The organism is Micromonospora sp. NPDC048830 (assembly GCF_043198215.1).
GTDB lineage: Bacteria > Actinomycetota > Actinomycetes > Mycobacteriales > Micromonosporaceae > Micromonospora.
The window spans coordinates 53,387-69,816 of sequence record NZ_JBICUP010000015.1; the positions used below are offsets into that span (position 1 = coordinate 53,387).

Here is a 16,430-nt window from a genome sequence, read left to right on the forward strand (position 1 = left end):
CCACCCGCCTGCGGTGCCGCCCGCCGGCCAGCAGGTGCCTGTCCCACCGCCGGGATATGGGGCGGCCCGGGTTCCTGCCGAGCAGCACCGGCCCCCGGCCGCAGCCGTTCCCCCGTCCCTACCCCCGACTCCGAGAGCAAGTTCACCCCTGTCCCCGGCGGGGCCGAGGCATGTCGATGACGAGACCGAGGTTGGGGTCCGCCGCCAGGCTGACCTGCGGATGCAGATCGCGTACCGGTGCAAGCGGGCCAACAGCAGCCACCTCATCGCGGCTGACCAGGCGTTCGGCCGGCGCGACGCGGTCAGCCCACACGCCGTGATGCTGTTCTTCACCTGCAACGCCTTGACCGAGCCACATGGCTACAAGCTGTACACCGCCACCCGAACCTGGCCGCAGTCACCGGACTCCGACGACCTGCCCAGGCTGCTGGGCGACCTGACGGAGGTAGCGGCGGACAACATCGCCGCCCTCGGCCGTGCCTGGAGTCCTCTCGGGCCCCAGGGCTCCATGGTCAACGGCGGGGACATGACCCTGCCCACCGGCGCCACATACGTCGGCGTCGGTGTCAGCACCCTCGACTCGGACCGGGGACGCTGGTACCAGGTCGCCGCATCGCTACGTGACGGGGCTGCCGCCGGCCGCTACATGTCGGCCTTCAACCTCAAGGGCCAGTGCTACGCCGTGATGGTCGACGGCACCGTCATGCACATCGACCGTGACCCCGAGGCCCGCCTGGGCGACACCGGGATCCGCTGCAGCAAGACCCTCGACCCGGACCGAATCACCTACCACAATCCCTACTCCAACCTCACCGAGCAGGGCGACGACGAGACCCGCTTGATATGGCGCCGGCTCATCGCGCTGAACAGCATCCTCGCCACGCACCTGCTCGCCAGGCGGCCGGCGTGACCCACACCCCGACCCTCAGCCTCGCCGATGCCGCGGACCTGAGCCGGCCGCCCGTCGACGTCACCGTAGTACTCGACCACCTGGTACGCGAGGCCGATGCGGCAGCGGCGACGAGCGTCGGCTTCCCCGGGGCGGTGGACCTCGACCAGAGCGAGGTCATGGCCCGCCTCGGCAACCGGTTGTGGAACAACATCGGCGACCCCGGCGATGAGGGCGGGCTCGCCCACACGCGGGTGCTGGAGCGGGCCGTCGTCGCCTGGGTCGCCGACATCCTGGCCATGCCCGCCGACGACCGGTGGGGCTACGTCACCACAGGCGGCACCGAAGGCAACCTGTCCGCCCTGCACGCCGCCCACCGCCGTCATCCCGCCGCCCGGATTTACTACTCGGCTGCCGCGCACTACTCGATCCCCAAGACGGTGGAAATACTCGGCGCGCGCAGCGTGGTTGTCGACGCGCGTCCGGACGGAGAGATGGACTACGCGCATCTGGCCGCGCAGGTCCGTAAGCGTCGGCGGTGGCCCGCCATCGTGGTGGCCACCGCCGGCACCACCCTCACCGAGGCGGTGGACGACAGCACCCGCATCCGCGCCGTCCTCGACGAGCACGGCGTTGCCGGGCACCTGCACGTTGACGCGGCCCTGTCCGGCATCCCGCTCGCCCTCGACGGCCAGCTACGCCTCGATGATGCCGGCGGCATCGGCAGCATCGCCGTGTCCGGCCACAAGTTCCTCGGCGTGCCGACCCCGTGCGGGGTCGTGCTCATCCGCGACAGGGCGCGCACCAGTGGCAACCACGTCGCCTACACCGACACCCTCGACACCACCATCACCGGCTCCCGCTGCGGCCTGGCCGCCGCGCTGCTGTGGCACGCCATCGCCACCCACGGCCGCGAAGGGCACCGCTGGCGTGCCAGCGAAGCACGAACCCTCGCCGCATACGCCGTCTACCAGCTCACCGCCGCCGGCTGGCCCGCCTGGCGGCACCCCCACGCCTTCACCGTCGTCCTTCCCACCCCACCCGAACCGGTACGGAAGAAATGGCTGCTCGCCACCGACGGCGACACCAGCCACATCATCTGCATGCCCGGCATCACCCGCGGCCAGATCGACGCTTTTGTTGCGGATTTGGTGACCGCTGCCGTGCCGCCCGAGTTGATCCCGCGGCCCCGGCTCTCGCCCGAATCGGACGCTAGTACCGCTGGGCACTGACTGTTCTTCTTCCGGCACCGTCTACCGATCCACGGAGGCGATCAACATGACGACCCGGCTACGTCTTGCACCCCGAGTACCAGTGGCACGACACCGGAGCCAACGCCGGCCTGATGCCCGCGTCCTTCCCGCACGCTCCGGCCCTCAGCCGCAGGAGGTGAACCACACCGTCACCGAGCGGGTCCGAACCACGCTCACAGTCCACCGGGCCGGCGATGACGGCTTATGCCGCGGCTGCGAAGACCTGGGGCAGTTCGCCTTCACACCTTGTCCGGAGGCCCGAGATGCCCTCGACATCGTCACTCACCACCACCCCGTCTAACCCCTCCCCCCGGACTTTGCGTAACCGCGATGACGACAGCCTTGCAGGACTTTCTCCCGCCAGAAACGCGCGCCCATCTGGAACGACTCGCCAAGGGCGAACGCGACACCACACCTGTGCCGATGGGTATCCGCGCAACCACCGGACGCACGAGCCCACCCACCCCGCCAGAACCCGCCACTCTGACCGTCAACGTCGATCACCTGCTCTCCTTCGCCATGCGATCGGAAAACGGCCGAACCCGGGCACTGGCCGAAAAGATTCAGGCCCTCGCGGCCGATCTGCCCAGCGCTGCCACACCGAGTACATGGCCCGCCGGCAACGGATCGACGCGGAGATCGAAGCTTGGAACAGAAACTCGCCGACGCCCGCGCCCGGCTCCACGACCTGGACCACGGCGCCGCCGCCACGGCGACTCCCACACCTCCCACCACCACCCTGGCCCGGCCAGCAGGCGCCAAGAGCGAGGTGGACGCCGCCGCCGTACGGACCTGGGCCGCCGAGAACGGCTACCAGGTGAAGCCGATAGGCCGTATCCCCAACGACGTGGTCGACGCCTGGCGTGAAGCAACCATCGGCACCACGCCCGCAGCTGTGCGTAGTGCCCGCGCCCACGACACCGTTGCCGTCACCGGCAGGGGGCCCAAATGACGCCCTACCCCTTGTCACCCACCGTGGCCGGCGGCCGGTGGGCCAGCCGCACCGCCGGGGTGGCCGTCCTCGCCGTGGCCTTCACCCGGAAACCACCTGACCCACCAGCAGGGCGGACACACTCCACCGCCCAGATGGTGAACCGCCCCATCCCCGGCAGCGGCGCACACCCCGCCCGCCGGGGCCCGGGGCGGTGGCAGTCAACCCGAATGACTGCCGAGCCGGCTCCTGCTCCGGGTCCAACGCGGGCAGGAACAACTCGCCGGCCAGCGGCCGGCGGCGGGCCTTCCTCCACTCCTCCGCCGCCGGCCGCCCCCCATTCACAACCAGAGGAACCGAGCCATGCACACCCTGCAACACCGAGGCACGCCACCATGGCGGATTCCGCTCCATACGGCGAACGCCACCGCACCGCCGTCGCCCTACACGAACTCGCCGCAGCCGGCTAAGGGGCCCGAGACGGTCACGCACGCGGAACTGGTGTCGGCGTTCGGCTCGCTCCAGGTCGAGACGATGCCGCCGGAGGTCGCCGAGCAGCACTTCGCCGACCCCGAGGACCGGCGACTGCTGACCGAGGTCGGCATGCCCCAGTCACTCCTGGGCCAACTGTATTTCGGCAACGTCCGGACCGACTCCCCGCAGACCATCAGCCAAGCCCTCGACACCGAGACTCCGGACAAGTTCCCGCCAGAGGTCCGGGACGACATCGTGATCGCCGCGGGCATGGGCGGCGTCGCCTGCATGTCGCGGGCGGACAACCGCATCCACTGGTACGAGCCGGGCAGCAGCGACCGAAAGTTCGCACTGGTCAACACGTCCCTTGAGCGATTCATCGAGACCATGTACCAGCTCCGGTTGAAGTTCAAGGACCTCGACCTGCTCGACAGCGAAGACGAGGACGAGATGGCGGAAGAGATCGGGGACGAGGTGCGCCGCCTGGTCGGGGAGATTCGCGACATCGACCCGCCGTCCTTCGACAGCCCGGCCATGTTCTGGCAGCACGTAGTGCTCTTCGCGTTGGAGAGCCTCGCGTCGGAGGGGTGATGCCGGATTGGTCAGCCGCCTCCGACGTAGCCGTGGTTGACCACCGCGAGTCGTCCTTCGCACTCCCGCCCGCGTTGTCCACCGGTCTCCAATGCGGGCAGGAACAACTCGCCGGCCGGCGGCCGGCGGCGGACCTTCCTCAAACTCCTTCGTCGCCGGCCACACCTCATCCACAACCAGAGGAACGGAGTCATGTACACCCTGCAAGACCGAGGCACATCTCCACCCGTAGCGGCCTCATCACATCGCCACGCGCCAGCGAGCGCTGCGGCTGTTTGTCAGCAGGTGGTCGCCGACGCGTTGCGCCGCAGCGCTGCCCTGCGGGCCGACGGTGCACTCACCGACGCCTACACCTGGGCGCAGTACGCCCACCACCAGTGCCGGCACCTGCCCGTCGACGACCCGACCAGGGTACGGGCCGCAGGCCTACTGGCTCCGTTGGCCGCGCAGACCGGCCAGCCGCACCTCGCCGTCACGGTGTACCAGGACCTCATCGCCGCCATCACCAGGGCCGTCGGCGTCAACCACGCGCAGACGTTGCGCGCCCGAGCGGACCTCGCCCAGCTCCGACACAGCCTCGGCGACTGCGCGACCGGGTTGCGGGACCTCGCCGCCGTTCACGCCGCCGCCCGCCTGCGGTACGGCCAACACCCCCGGTTGAGCATGCACACCCTGATCAGCCTCGGCCGGCTCTACCGCGACTGCGGACACCACCGGCTGGCCACCCGCTGCCTGCACGCCGCCCGCACCGGCATCAGCCGTTATCTCCCTGCTGGCGACCCCCTAGCCAGCACGGTGACCGCCGCGCTCGGCACCCCGCCCAGCCTCAACCACCCCGCCGTTTGCACCCAACAACAACCACGCATCGGAGTAACGACGTGACCACCATCGCCGAACGGGCCCTGGCCCTGTGGACCGTTCCACGACAGACGCCACCCCCCGACCCCACACACGCCGCCCTCCAGGCCCTCGCCCGCCGCACCCCGGACCCGACCAGCGCGCGGCAGCGCCGTGACCTCCACCAAGCCCTGGACTCCCTCGCCGCCGTACAAGGCCGCCACGGTGCCGGCCACTGCCACACCATCGCCGCGGTCCTCGCCGTCGCCGCCCTCCTCGCCGCCCTACCCGACAGGTGGTTGGCCGAGGTCTACTACCGGTCAGCGGCCCAGCGTGTCCACCACAACCCGCCGGATCAGCACCTGTGGGACGAACTCGACATGATCACCGTCTACGACGCCCTCGCCGACCACCGCCGCGCCCACCACACCGCCGAACAGTCCGTCCGCCTGTTCATCGTTTACTTCGGCTATCTCGCCCCGATCGCCATCGCCGGCCGCCTCACCTGGGCCCGCCTACACCCCCACACCGACCAACTGCCCACCACCACCGGCGGGGTGGAGGCCGTCGCCGCCCGCGGCCTCCGCCACGTCTCACACCCGATGCTGCGCGCCGCGTTGACCGGTCTCGCGGCCACCGCTACCGGCGCTCGACCCTGCCACATCGAGAGGACACCCCTCGCGGGCTTGGCGAACCCGCAGGCATGGCCGGTGAACACCAAGGCGGCGTCGTGACGCCGTCGCCCCAGCTAGCCGCGCTCCGCTCCTCCTGGACGGCGGTCACACCGTTCATCCACCGCGCCGCCGACCACTTCCGGTCCACCCTCGCCGACCGACTCCGCCCACCGCTGCCGGAACGCGAGATGCCCCTGTTCCTCGCCACCCTCGGCCACCTCATCGCTGGCGACGACCACCACGCCGGCCGCACCGCCCTCCTCGCCGCCCTCGCCCCCACCTACCAACACCTCGGCATGCAGCCCCACCACCACGACCTTCTCCTTGACGCCCTGATCGCCACGATCGCCCGCCATACTTCCGGCTGGACACCCGAGACCGCCGACCACTGGCAGCGCCACGGCCGCCACGCCCTGAACCTCACCCACCGCGCCGCCACCCGAATCGGCGGCGGCCCCGCCTGGACCCCCGCCGAGATCATTGACCGCGAACACGCCGCCGACACCATCACCATCCTCACCCTGCGGCCCCGACGCCGACTGCGCTACCAGGCCGGCCAAGCCATCCCCGTCACCACCCTCCGCCGGCCCGGCGTGTGGCGGTGGTACTCCCCAGCGAACGCGCTCCGCCCCGACGGCACCATCGAGCTACACATCCGCGCCATCACCGCCGGACCGGTCTCACCGCTACTCGCCCACCACACCGCCATCGGCGAGCAACTGTGGCTCGGAGCGCCCTACACCATGGGCCTCACCCTCGACCCCAACCACGACGGCGACCTCCTCCTCGCCGCAGGCGGCACCGGACTGGCGCCGCTGCGGGCCATCGTCGAACACCTCGCCGCGAACTCCGTCCGCCTGCACTCCACCCACGGCACCGACCTGATCCTCACCGCGGGCGGCACCGGCCTGGCGCCCCTACGCGCCGTCACCGAACACCTCGCCGGCATCCGGCCGCGGCGCCGGGTCACCCTCGTTGTCGGCGCCCGCACCATGCCCGACCTCTACGACAGCGTCGCCCTCGACAAACTCCAAACCACCCACCACGACTGGCTCACCGTTGTCCCCGCACTCTCCAACGACCCGCTCGTCGAACCGGCCTCCCAAGGCGACGTGCTCACCCTCGCCCTGCAGCACTACCAGCCCGGCCAGCACGTCTTCGTCGCCGGCCCACCCGACCTGATCACCCACGCCCGGCTACGCCTCCCCGCAGCCGGCGTGCCCGCCGGCCACCTGCACGTGGCGGAAACCTTCACCCGCCACACCGCATAGGAGAACGCGTGGATCCAGCAATAGCAAAGGCGATCGCAAGGGCCGTCGGGCACGAACCACCGTTCACTCAATCGGAGGAGAATGCGGTAACTGAGCTGCCACGTCAGGGACGCGGTGGACCTGACAGTAATCAGCAGGGTGCCGGTCTCTTGAAATGCTGATCCTGGTCGGCTGCGACCCCGCCGATCTGGGAGAGCTGTCGGAACTGAATCGACTCGGCACGCTCGTGGTAAACGACAGCTCTCTTAACGATCTATCGCCAGTGGCACGGATGCTGCTCAGGGCCGGCTTCATTCCCCGAAACATGGTCCAGGGCTTGGATCCCCTCCTGCGATTGCCGCATCTAATTCGAGTAGACGTGACCGGAAACCTCCTTTCCGAAACCTCATACCAGGCCATCATCCCAGAGCTGGTACCGAAGGGAACGTCGACGTATGCCGCTCCGACGAGCTCGAATGGCGAGTCACCGCCCGCCTGCATTCTGAGGCAATTTTTGTGAACTGCTACCGAGGCCACCTCGGCTGTCACCTCTGCCGTCCCGCATCATAGCTCTCAAGAACTCCGGAGTACGGACACCCCACAATTCCTCTGGAGGTTGTACGCGAACTCCTCACCGGCAATCCCGAGGGGGTGCATGATCATCTCCTCGACGGCAATCAGTAGCGGTCTTTGCGCATCTCACGGTAGAACTTCAGAACGCGTACAAGGCTGGTCGAATCAGGTTCGACTCAAGTCCGGCGGGAATGGCCAGCCTACGGAAACCGAAACCGGAGGAACACGTGGAGACTGACTACGAGCGGACGCTCCGCGAGACCGCGGAGCAGATACAAGAGCACGATTCCATGTGAACAGTCGAGCGCGACCAGGGCGCACTTGAAGGTCATCCTCGACACCGCGAGTCGAATGGCCAGCGTCGCCGATGACCAATTGACCAGCCGCCCGGAACAGGCAAAAAGACGATGACAACCTTGGACGACGACCACCTCCCCCCGCAGGCACGTGCCGGGCTGCTGAAATTAACGACACCTGGCGAAACGCCAGCGCCACAAGCAAACAGCGCCTCGGCCGAGTGTGTCCCCGCTCCGCTGCCGGGGACAGGGGGCGGCGCCAACATCAGGGCGTCACGGCCGACCTCGCCTAACCGCGCGCCCACACTCGCTCGGCCGGTGGCCAGTCATCGGCAACCGTGGCAGGGCAGCGCGTGCCCGACCTTAAGCATCTGTGTCGGAGGGCTTCCGGCGTGGCGACCATGACCGTGACCTGTCATGGCGACATCTGGCGGGAAGTGCAGGACATGTTGCCTTCATGGTGTAGGGGCCCGAAACAGCGCGACGACGGCCTGAGGAGGGGTGCTGCGTGAGGCCCGGGGGGGACGAGTGCGACGAGCACGCGCTGATCGAACGCGCACGGGCCGGCGATCTTGATGCTTTCGGCAGCCTCTATGACCGCTACAGGGTCAGGCTCACGCTCATGGTCGTGCGTTGGCTGGCCCCGGAGGCGTCGTATGAGGTTGCGGAGGACCTTGCATGCGACGCGCTCCTGTGCGCCTACCGGAGTTTGCGCCAGTACGACGCCGCGCGTGCGTCCTTCTGGACGTGGCTGAACTACGTTGCGATGTCAGTGGTCAGGAATCACAAGCGATCGAAGCGGCGCAAGCCAGAGATGCCAGCGGGTTTCTTGCACGAGTATGTGTTTGATCATCCTGGCGCAGTCGAAAGCGCGGAAGCGGCCGTTTTACGCCGGCTCGACTCAGAGCGAGTCGTAGGGGTGCTGAGGTCGCTCATGAGTCCGGGCGGGGCCGTGTTGGCGCTCCGGTTCATGGAGGGGTTCACGCAGAAGGAGACCGGAGCTTTGCTGGGTGGCCTTACGGCGAAGCAGGTGGAACGCCGGCAGATGCTTGCCAGAGCGGAGGCCGTCGTCCAGCTCGCAGCTATGCGTCCCGGTCGTTCGGACGAGGCGAGCTGAGGCCGAGGGTGCCGCTGGGGATTGGTCCACGACGTGGCGGACGGGGTGGGCTGCGCCGCCCTACGACGCACCCGCATCACCCGCAGCCCGAACAGGTCACCGGCGACACCGGCTCCACCTGCGCAACCGCACCCCACATCGTTCGTACGCGATCCGAAATGGACTCACCTGACACATGCAGAGATGCGCCTTGTTCCCCGCGACCCGAAACCCTCGGACACTCTGTCGCGCCTTGCGGAAAGACACGGCTGGAAGATCAACAAGTGATGCCGCCGGCATCACCGACGGACGACGCCGCAACCGACTCCAGCCCGCCGCCGCACCCCTACGCCACGGGCACGGTCATTACCGATGACGCCGACAACCTGCTGTCCCACGCCTCGACCCAGCGCAGGCCCGGGGACGATCCGCGCCGCCAACGGCCCGCAGGCGGGATCGGGGCTTGCGAACCTCCGCGTGCGCAAGCCCGACCGCGCGAGCCCGTGGCCCGGATACCCGTCACGGTGATCTCCACCGACGTGATCTCCCGCGCTGGTGTGATCGGCCAGCTTTGGCCCCGGCCGGAGGTGCTGCTGATCGACGACAGCGAAGCCGACCGCGCCCAGGCCACACTCGTCATCGGCGGCAGCGTCGACGAGTCGACCGTCCGGACCCTCCGCACGCTGCGGATCCGGAAGGCACCCGCGCCGGGGATGGTGGTGACCCACGTCGACGACGCTGGCCTGGTCGCCGCCGTGGAACACGGCGTTGTGGGGATCGTCCGGCGGTCCGAGGCCAGCCCAGAGCGTCTCGTCGCGGTGATCCGCGCCGCCGTTGGTGGTGACGGCAGTCTTCCGCCGGACCTGCTCGGCCGGCTCCGGCAGCAGGTTGGGGTGCTGCAACGGGACTTCCTCGGCCCACGCGGGCTGCCCTTCGCCGGGCTGGCCGACCGGGAGGCGCAGGTGCTGCGCCTGATCGCCGACGGCTACGACACCGCGGAAATCGCCGGGAATCTCTCCTACCCCCCGGACGATCAAGTACATCGTCCACGACGTCATCAACCGGTTTCAGCTGCGCAACCGCTGCCATGCCGTGGCGTACGCCCTCTGCAACGGCCTCATCTGATGGCACGCGGACGACAGGACGCCCACGACCGCGGCCACAGCTCTCATCCGGGTTGGGCATGACGCAGGCGTCGGCGCGAGTCAGCAAGCATACGCCCGAACCGGGAACCCTCGGGACCCGTCAACCAGATCCGGGCCGTCGTCGCCGATCTGAGACAGCCATTGAACGATTTAAGGAGTGTCGAGTGGCAGGGACCCGTCTGGTTCCTCGCGACACGGTGTCCTTCGAGGACTTCTCACGGTTCGCCGACGCGCGTGGCTGGACGACCGACCGGCGATCGGTGCGGGCAGCCCGTAGAGATGAGTCCCCGGAGTTCCTCTGGCACGGTGGCAGCCAGGGGACGGTCCGGCTGGTGCACAGCTCAACCCTCGGTCGCTGCTACCTGGTCTTGACCGGTGACGAGCCCGACACCCTCGCCGCCCTTGTTCGAGACGAGTTCCCCACCTTCACCGAAGCGGACATCATCGCGCGGCTGTCCGCTGCTCGTACCGACGACGATCGGATCGCCGCGTTCCGTCTCGTGGCGGCAGCCGGAATCCCCACCTACGACCCCACCATCTACGAGACGGTCCGGGCGGGCCTCCAGGATGCGGACCCGCTCGTGCTGCTCGCCGCGATGGCCGCCGCGTTCCACCTCCGGTGGCGCCAGTTCGAGCCCCTCGTGGAAGGCGTACGGCGATCCCCAACGGCCGGCGAGAACATCCGAGTCGTAGCGGGAGACCTGCTCGGACTCACCCTCTGGGACCGCGGATGACCGAAAGACCCACCCGCAGACGCCTGCCAGCAGAGGAGCAGAACATGCCGACCCGTACCCGCCCAGTCGCCGTGTGGACTCCAGCATTCGTGGCCGACACGGTCGCCGCGACGCTCGGACACGCCAATGAGCGGGGTCTGCTACGCGCGGTCGGCGACGTGGCCCGCGCGCATGGATTGCTGTTAGCCACGGTCGAGGAGTGGGTGGCTCGCGCCCGGGCGGTGCAAGCGGCCCCCGTGCCGCCCGGGCTGCTGTTCTGCCACGCCTGTGACCAGCCGATGATCCTGGTGCAGCTCCCCGGCTGCGCGCAGCTGTACCTGTGCGCGCCCACCTGCGGTCGAGCGCCTGTGCCGGCGGAGGCGGTCCGCGACGCTGTCGCCGCAGCGATGATGCGCCGCAAGCCACATCTCGTGCCGGCCGGCAGGACCTCCGACGCCGCCGCCTACGCTCCCGGCGCCATGCTTCGCGTCAGCATCGGTGCCACATCCACCGACCTGCACATCACGTGGCGGACCGCCCCGCGGCAGCTCACCGGGCCGTTGATGTCGATGGCGCAACGTCTCCACCACGCCCGGCAGTACAGTGAGGGCCACCGCAGCCGGGCCATCGAGGTCCTGCGCACCGGGCTGATCTTCACCGACCCCGCAGGGCACAAACTCGCCCTGGACACCGCCACCGCACAGGCCACCGCGCTACTGGCCGAACTCACCCTCACCAACGGCGACCCACAAGGGGCACTGCCCTGGGCCGCCTGGGCGCACCGCTCCCTACGGCGCCTACTCGGCGCCACCTCCCCACAGGCCCGCACCGCGCTCAAACTCCTCGCCACCGCCCACCGCCGCGCCGACAACCACAAAGAGGCCGCGACCTGCTACAGCGACCTCATCCGCTACAACAGCGAAGCCGAGGGCCCTGACGCGCTGCCCACCCTCGCCGCCCAGGCAACCCTCGCCCTCGTCCTGTACGACGCGGGCCGCTGCGGGCCGGCACGGAGACTGCTTGCCCGCACCATCACCACCCACCGTCACGCCCACCCCCAGCATTCGGGCGGCACCCGCATGGTCGCCGCACTCGACCGCATGCGCGCTACCTGCATCGATAAACACCACGGCCACCAAGCTGGATTCGATGAGTGATGACAACGGCTGTCCGCACAGCCAATGGGAGGGACCAGGGGGTGCACAGTTGTTTACCTCGATAGACGACCGGATAGCCGAAGCCCGGGCCGGCGGGGTTCACGAGCTGGACCTGTCAGGCGACGGCTTGACCGAGCTTCCCGAATCAATTGGCGAGATGGTGCAGCTCCACCGTCTCCAACTACAGGGCAACCCGAGGTGGGGAAGGCGCGCAGCCCGGGGGCGTCGCCCCGGGCTGCCGCTGCGACCGCAGGCCGAACCTGGTCAACAGGGACACCCGTACGGTGCTGGCGGACGGAGCCGGCCGCGGACCTCGCCCCGCAGCCCCGGAATGGTTGCCGTGTGGTGGGTGGGCCGGGGTTATGCCACCTTGCGGTTGCGGCGGGGGATGAGCTTGGTGGTGGCCTCGGCGGTGGAGCGCTTGAGTTCCTGCAGGACAGAGGTGTAGGTGTCGGCGGTGAGTTTGTAGGAGGCGTGGCCGAGGGTGTCCTGGATTTCCTTGATGCTGGCTCCGGCGGCGAGCATGAGGGTCGCGGCGGTGTGCCTCAGGTCGTGGAACCGTACCGTGGGTAGGCCGCTGGCGGCGATGAGGCGGTCGAAGCGGGCGGTGATGAGTTCCGGGTGCCAGGGGCGGCCGTCGCGGCGGACGAAGAAGATGTCGCTGTGGTGCCATGTGCGGCCGGCGGCGAGTTTCCACGCGGCTCGTCGGGCGAGGTAGGCGCGCAGCACGTCGACGGTTTCCTCGGCGAGGGGCACGACGCGGTCGCCGGCGGCGGACTTGACCTCCTTCTCAATGACCTGGTAGCCGACGCTGGTGCGTTGTTCGGTGATGGTGAGTTCGCCGGTGGCGAGGTCGACGTCGTAGTCGTGTAGGCCGGCGAGTTCGCCTCGGCGGGGGCCGCGGTGTACGGCGAGGTCGAACAGCGCGGACAGTTCCGGATCGTGGGCGTCGACGTAGTCGAGGAACTGACCGACCTGCGCGGGGGTCCACACCATGACGGGGCTGGGGCGCCGTTTGGTGTGCTGCCAGCGGTTGACGGCGGCGGCGGTCCACAGGCGCGGCTTGGGTGGGGTGCCGGAGCGCAGGTCGACGGATTCGGCGGGGTTGTGGTCGACGAGTTGGTGATGATAAAGGCGGCGGGCGTCGTTGAGGGCTTTGCGGAGGGTGGCGAGGATGCGGTGCATGCTGGCAGCGCTGACCGTGCGGACGCCTTTGACGGTGTCCCGGATCGCCGGGTCGGGGCTGGCGCGCTTGGTGAGGATCTCGGCGTTGCGTGCTTCGATGGCGGCGAACACGGTCTGGATGTGTCCGGCGGTCAGGGTGTGTAGGGGCGTGTGCCCGATCTGGGGGATCCAGTAGTTGGTGATGTGGTCGCGGTAGCTGCGCACCGTGGCCGGGGCGAGGCCGGTGCGGTTGCCGATCCAGGTGGTGAGGTAGGCGCTGAGGGTCAGCGCGCCGTCGGTGGCTGGTACACCGGCGTGGATGCGTCGGGCGACGATGTCACGCTGGGGTAGCGCCTCGCCGGGCTTGAGGCCGTGCAGCAGGTCGCCGATGTGCTGGCGCAGTACCTTGTCGGTGCCGGCGAGGTCGAGCAGCCCCCGCGCGTGGTCGCGTTCGGTGGCGGCCTCTTCGCGGGTGGCGAACCCGGCGCGACGTAGCTGCCGGCGGACGCCGGATGCATCAGGCGGGAGTTCGAGCTGGTAGGCCCAACTGCCGTGGTGGGGGTTCCAGCCGTTGCCGCGGCGCAGCTTGGGGCACTTCGCGCCGAGGCGCTTGCCGCCCTGTCGGCAACTGCATTGTTTGGTAATCGATCCTTCGGCCATCAGAAAACGTCGCTCCTTCGCGCCGATGCCGCGTCCGGCGGCATCGGATTTGCGGGTGTCGCTGGTGGTTGATCGACGCTCGCCGCGGCCGGGCGATCAAGTCGCGGGCGGCGGGCGGGTGGGATCGGGGGCGGTCAGGACGGCGATGATCGCGGCCACGGACACGCGGTAGCGGGAACCGACCTTGATCACCGGCACCGGCAAGGTCCCGGCCTGGGCCATCTCGTAGGCGCCGCTGCGGGACAGACCGAAGATTTGTCCGGTGGTGGCGATGTCGGTGACCGCGCCGAGCGCGCGAATCCGGTCGAGCGTCCATGTGACGTCGTTGGGCGGTGGATGGTGGGACGACATGGCTGTGTACTCCTTACAGGTTTGAGGCAGCCAGAGGTGGCGGGGCGAAGCAGTCTCACGGCTAGGCCGCGCGTCGGCAACGAGGCCATGATGTGACGCATTGACATTGCAGCAACGTTGCTGGAAGCTATCAGCGGCGTTGACGGAGGAGGAAAGTTGATCAATCACGAGGTCGGTGACGTTCAGCTGGGACATAGGCTGGCTCAGCTTCGCGAGCAAGCCGGAATGAAGCAGGCGGAGCTCGCCCGGAAGGTCACGTGGAGTCCGGCCGTGCTGTCGCGTATCGAGGCTGGCGAGCGCCCGGTCTCAGGTGACGAACTGGAAGCGTTGCTGGAAGCCATCGGTACCGACGAGGCGGCCGACCTGGCTACCATCCTGAATCGGGACTGGCGGCATCTCCCGCGGCCATCCCTAGATCACCCGGATCAGCATCTGCTGTGGCGGGCCGAGGGGATGATGGCGGCACTCGTGGCCGCCGGGGCAGTTCCGGGGACGCCTCCCGCCTTTCGCACCCGCCTCGAAGAATATGTCAAGGAAATATTGCGTATGGCCAATCTGCTGCTCCGACGGGAGCACCGGATTGCCTTCATGGGAACTATCGGCATCGGAAAGTCCACGGCGATCTGTCGAGCAACGAACCTTGAGATTGACGGTCCGCAAGGTCGCAGCATGCCCGTGCTGGAAACCGGCGGCGGTGGGGTCACCCTGTGCGAGGTCCATCTGGGCCGCGGACCCGGGCACGGAATCATGGTTGAGCCACGTTCCCACGACGACATCCGTTCGGATGTAGAGGACTTCGTCGACCAGCTGTTGCAGTCGAAGCCCTCGGCAGCCGACGAAGACGGCAGCCCGGCGGTCCCGCGCGAGATCGAGCGCGCTATCCGTAACATGGCTGGCCTCACGCAGAAGCGCATCAAGAATGCTGACGGCAAGTTGGTGCGTACAGATCCCGCCAAGGAGCTCGCGGTAGAGTTTCCAGTACGGCGGGATCTCGTTGTCGAAGTGCTGACTCGTATGGGGTTGCATCGGCGGGACCGGCGCGACGAGTGGCACAGCCCTGCAGTTGCCGCCTCTCCGCTGGAGTGGATGAAGGCGACGTTCGAGCGGATCAATAACGGCCGGCATCCAGATTTCTCTTTGCCGGCTCGGATCGACCTCATTGTCCCTGAGTTACTGGATGCTGGCGATCTGGACGTAAGTATCATCGACACCCGGGGAATCGATCAGCCTTCAGCCCGCGCTGACCTCGAGGTGCTGCTCGAAGATCCACACACGGTGTCGATCTTGTGCTCCGGCTTCAATGACGCTCCGTCTCAGGCGGTCCAGCACCTGCTCAAGCGAGCCCGGGACATCAACAACACGCAGATCGACTCCAATGCCAGCTTGCTCGTCCTCGCCCGCCCCAACGAAGCACTGGCTGTCAAAGACGAGACCGGAGTTCCGGCGGAGACGGCCCAGGATGGCTACGACCTCAAGGACGAGCAGGTCCGTAGTGCTCTTACCCCATACCGCCTCACTGCGATCCCGGCATCGTTTTTCAACGCCCTTGAAGACGACCCTGACGATCTTCGAACCTTCCTTCGCGAGAGCGTGATCATGACCCGCCGTCACTTCCAGCGTCAGCTGGATGACGTGCTGGAGCGGACACGGTCTCTACTCGAGAACGCTGAGCAGGAGCAGGTCCAGGCGGTCCAGCGCGACGCGGGACGGCATCTGGCCAGTTGGATCAAGCAGAACCCGGCACCTGCGCGGGTCGGCGGGCATGTCCACGACACGCTCCTTGACGAAGTCCGTCGTGCCCATGCGAGCACCGTGAACGCTGCTGTCCGCCGCGAGGGCGAGTGGCGATCACTGAGCTACACGCACCAGCTCGGCTACGGTGCGCGAAAACTGGCCGTGGCCGCATTGCAGGAATCGGTTACGGGCTTCACCCAGCTATGCCAGACGCTGTCCGGTTCTATGCCCGAAGCAGGGGAACTCCTGTCTCACGCGGATCGGCTCATGGCTACCGCGTACGAGGAGTTGCTACGCAAGGTCCAGCTGACGGGTCTTACCCTCTACCGTAACCAGCTCCGGCAGGATCCGCAGTTCTGGACCGACAACGCCGACGAGTGGGGGCGGGGGCCGGGGTATCTCGGACGCGTACTGCATCGGAACCGTGAATGGTTCGAGGCCTCGCAACGCCGCGATCTTGAGGACCAGATCGCGACCGTCCTCAAACGCGAATGGCGTGCGGTTCTCGAGCGCGTCGAAGCGATTTTCGAACAGGAAGACGGGAAGTAGGCTTCGTCGGCTGTCGAAGGTCGGGACGGCATGCTGGCCAGAGTGCCGCAGCAAGGCCGCGCTGAACATCGCGGAGGTAGAGGATGCCCGGCT

15 protein-coding genes are annotated in these 16,430 nt (G+C 68.2%); 13 read left to right on the forward strand and 2 right to left on the reverse strand.

From position 1 onward, the window contains the following. The first annotated feature begins 220 nt into the window (after positions 1–220). From ACGFIZ_RS15405 to ACGFIZ_RS15460, 12 genes are all read left to right on the forward strand, one after another. The gene (locus ACGFIZ_RS15405) at positions 221–910 is read left to right on the forward strand and encodes a hypothetical protein (protein ID WP_393419618.1); all 690 of its coding nucleotides are present in this window, start codon (positions 221–223) and stop codon (positions 908–910) included. After that, complete coding sequence (locus tag ACGFIZ_RS15410; RefSeq protein ID WP_393419619.1) at positions 907–2,121, forward strand: histidine decarboxylase; 1,215 nt, start codon at positions 907–909, stop codon at positions 2,119–2,121. The genes ACGFIZ_RS15405 and ACGFIZ_RS15410 overlap by 4 nt, the downstream gene beginning before the upstream one ends. Positions 2,122–2,788: 667 nt before the next feature. Then, the gene (locus tag ACGFIZ_RS15415) at positions 2,789–3,094 is read left to right on the forward strand and encodes a histone-like nucleoid-structuring protein Lsr2 (protein ID WP_393419621.1); all 306 of its coding nucleotides are present in this window, start codon (positions 2,789–2,791) and stop codon (positions 3,092–3,094) included. A gap of 342 nt (positions 3,095–3,436) precedes the next feature. Beyond that, on the forward strand, positions 3,437–4,138 hold the full coding sequence (locus ACGFIZ_RS15420; protein WP_393419623.1) for an SUKH-4 family immunity protein: 702 nt from the start codon (positions 3,437–3,439) through the stop codon (positions 4,136–4,138). A gap of 285 nt (positions 4,139–4,423) precedes the next feature. Next, positions 4,424–5,020: a hypothetical protein gene (locus ACGFIZ_RS15425; RefSeq protein WP_393419625.1), complete on the forward strand. Its 597-nt coding sequence runs from the start codon at positions 4,424–4,426 to the stop codon at positions 5,018–5,020. Then, complete coding sequence (locus tag ACGFIZ_RS15430) at positions 5,017–5,709, forward strand: hypothetical protein (protein ID WP_393419628.1); 693 nt, start codon at positions 5,017–5,019, stop codon at positions 5,707–5,709. Before ACGFIZ_RS15425 ends, ACGFIZ_RS15430 begins: the two co-directional genes overlap by 4 nt. Continuing rightward, on the forward strand, positions 5,706–6,920 hold the full coding sequence (locus ACGFIZ_RS15435) for an FAD-binding oxidoreductase (protein WP_393419630.1): 1,215 nt from the start codon (positions 5,706–5,708) through the stop codon (positions 6,918–6,920). Before ACGFIZ_RS15430 ends, ACGFIZ_RS15435 begins: the two co-directional genes overlap by 4 nt. 154 nt (positions 6,921–7,074) lie before the next feature. Beyond that, positions 7,075–7,419, forward strand: a complete 345-nt coding sequence (locus tag ACGFIZ_RS15440; RefSeq protein ID WP_393419632.1) for a hypothetical protein — start codon at positions 7,075–7,077, stop codon at positions 7,417–7,419. An 857-nt stretch (positions 7,420–8,276) separates the two neighbouring features. Continuing rightward, entirely contained in the window at positions 8,277–8,885 is a 609-nt protein-coding gene (locus ACGFIZ_RS15445) for an RNA polymerase sigma factor (protein ID WP_393419634.1), read from the forward strand. A 503-nt stretch (positions 8,886–9,388) separates the two neighbouring features. Then, on the forward strand, positions 9,389–10,051 hold the full coding sequence (locus ACGFIZ_RS15450; protein ID WP_393419636.1) for a DNA-binding response regulator: 663 nt from the start codon (positions 9,389–9,391) through the stop codon (positions 10,049–10,051). Between the two features lie 122 nt (positions 10,052–10,173). Then, positions 10,174–10,743: a hypothetical protein gene (locus ACGFIZ_RS15455; protein WP_393419638.1), complete on the forward strand. Its 570-nt coding sequence runs from the start codon at positions 10,174–10,176 to the stop codon at positions 10,741–10,743. Positions 10,744–10,787: 44 nt separating this feature from the next. Beyond that, a complete protein-coding gene (locus ACGFIZ_RS15460) occupies positions 10,788–11,879 on the forward strand; it encodes a tetratricopeptide repeat protein (protein WP_393419640.1) in 1,092 nt (363 codons plus the stop codon). 360 nt (positions 11,880–12,239) lie between these two features. Here ACGFIZ_RS15460 and ACGFIZ_RS15465 read toward each other — a convergent pair whose 3' ends face one another. Both ACGFIZ_RS15465 and ACGFIZ_RS15470 read right to left on the reverse strand, forming a co-directional pair. Further along, positions 12,240–13,703, reverse strand: coding sequence for a tyrosine-type recombinase/integrase (locus ACGFIZ_RS15465; RefSeq protein ID WP_393419642.1), 1,464 nt, complete (start codon positions 13,701–13,703; stop codon positions 12,240–12,242). Between the two features lie 96 nt (positions 13,704–13,799). Beyond that, on the reverse strand, positions 13,800–14,273 hold the full coding sequence (locus tag ACGFIZ_RS15470) for a helix-turn-helix domain-containing protein (RefSeq protein WP_393419644.1): 474 nt from the start codon (positions 14,271–14,273) through the stop codon (positions 13,800–13,802). A gap of 6 nt (positions 14,274–14,279) precedes the next feature. Between ACGFIZ_RS15470 and ACGFIZ_RS15475 the strand changes: the two genes are divergently transcribed. Further along, entirely contained in the window at positions 14,280–16,337 is a 2,058-nt protein-coding gene (locus ACGFIZ_RS15475) for a helix-turn-helix domain-containing protein (RefSeq protein WP_393419646.1), read from the forward strand. Positions 16,338–16,430: the final 93 nt, after the last annotated feature.

Bases quoted from the DNA above. Each gene is read 5' to 3' on its own strand.
- ACGFIZ_RS15405 (WP_393419618.1), top strand. From the start codon at position 221: ATGCAGATCGCGTACCGGTGCAAGCGGGCCAACAGCAGCCACCTCATC.
- ACGFIZ_RS15420 (WP_393419623.1), top strand. From the start codon at position 3,437: ATGCACACCCTGCAACACCGAGGCACGCCACCATGGCGGATTCCGCTC.
- ACGFIZ_RS15440 (WP_393419632.1), top strand. From the start codon at position 7,075: ATGCTGATCCTGGTCGGCTGCGACCCCGCCGATCTGGGAGAGCTGTCG.
- ACGFIZ_RS15460 (WP_393419640.1), top strand. From the start codon at position 10,788: ATGCCGACCCGTACCCGCCCAGTCGCCGTGTGGACTCCAGCATTCGTG.
- ACGFIZ_RS15465 (WP_393419642.1), bottom strand. From the start codon at position 13,703: ATGGCCGAAGGATCGATTACCAAACAATGCAGTTGCCGACAGGGCGGC.
- ACGFIZ_RS15475 (WP_393419646.1), top strand. From the start codon at position 14,280: ATGAAGCAGGCGGAGCTCGCCCGGAAGGTCACGTGGAGTCCGGCCGTG.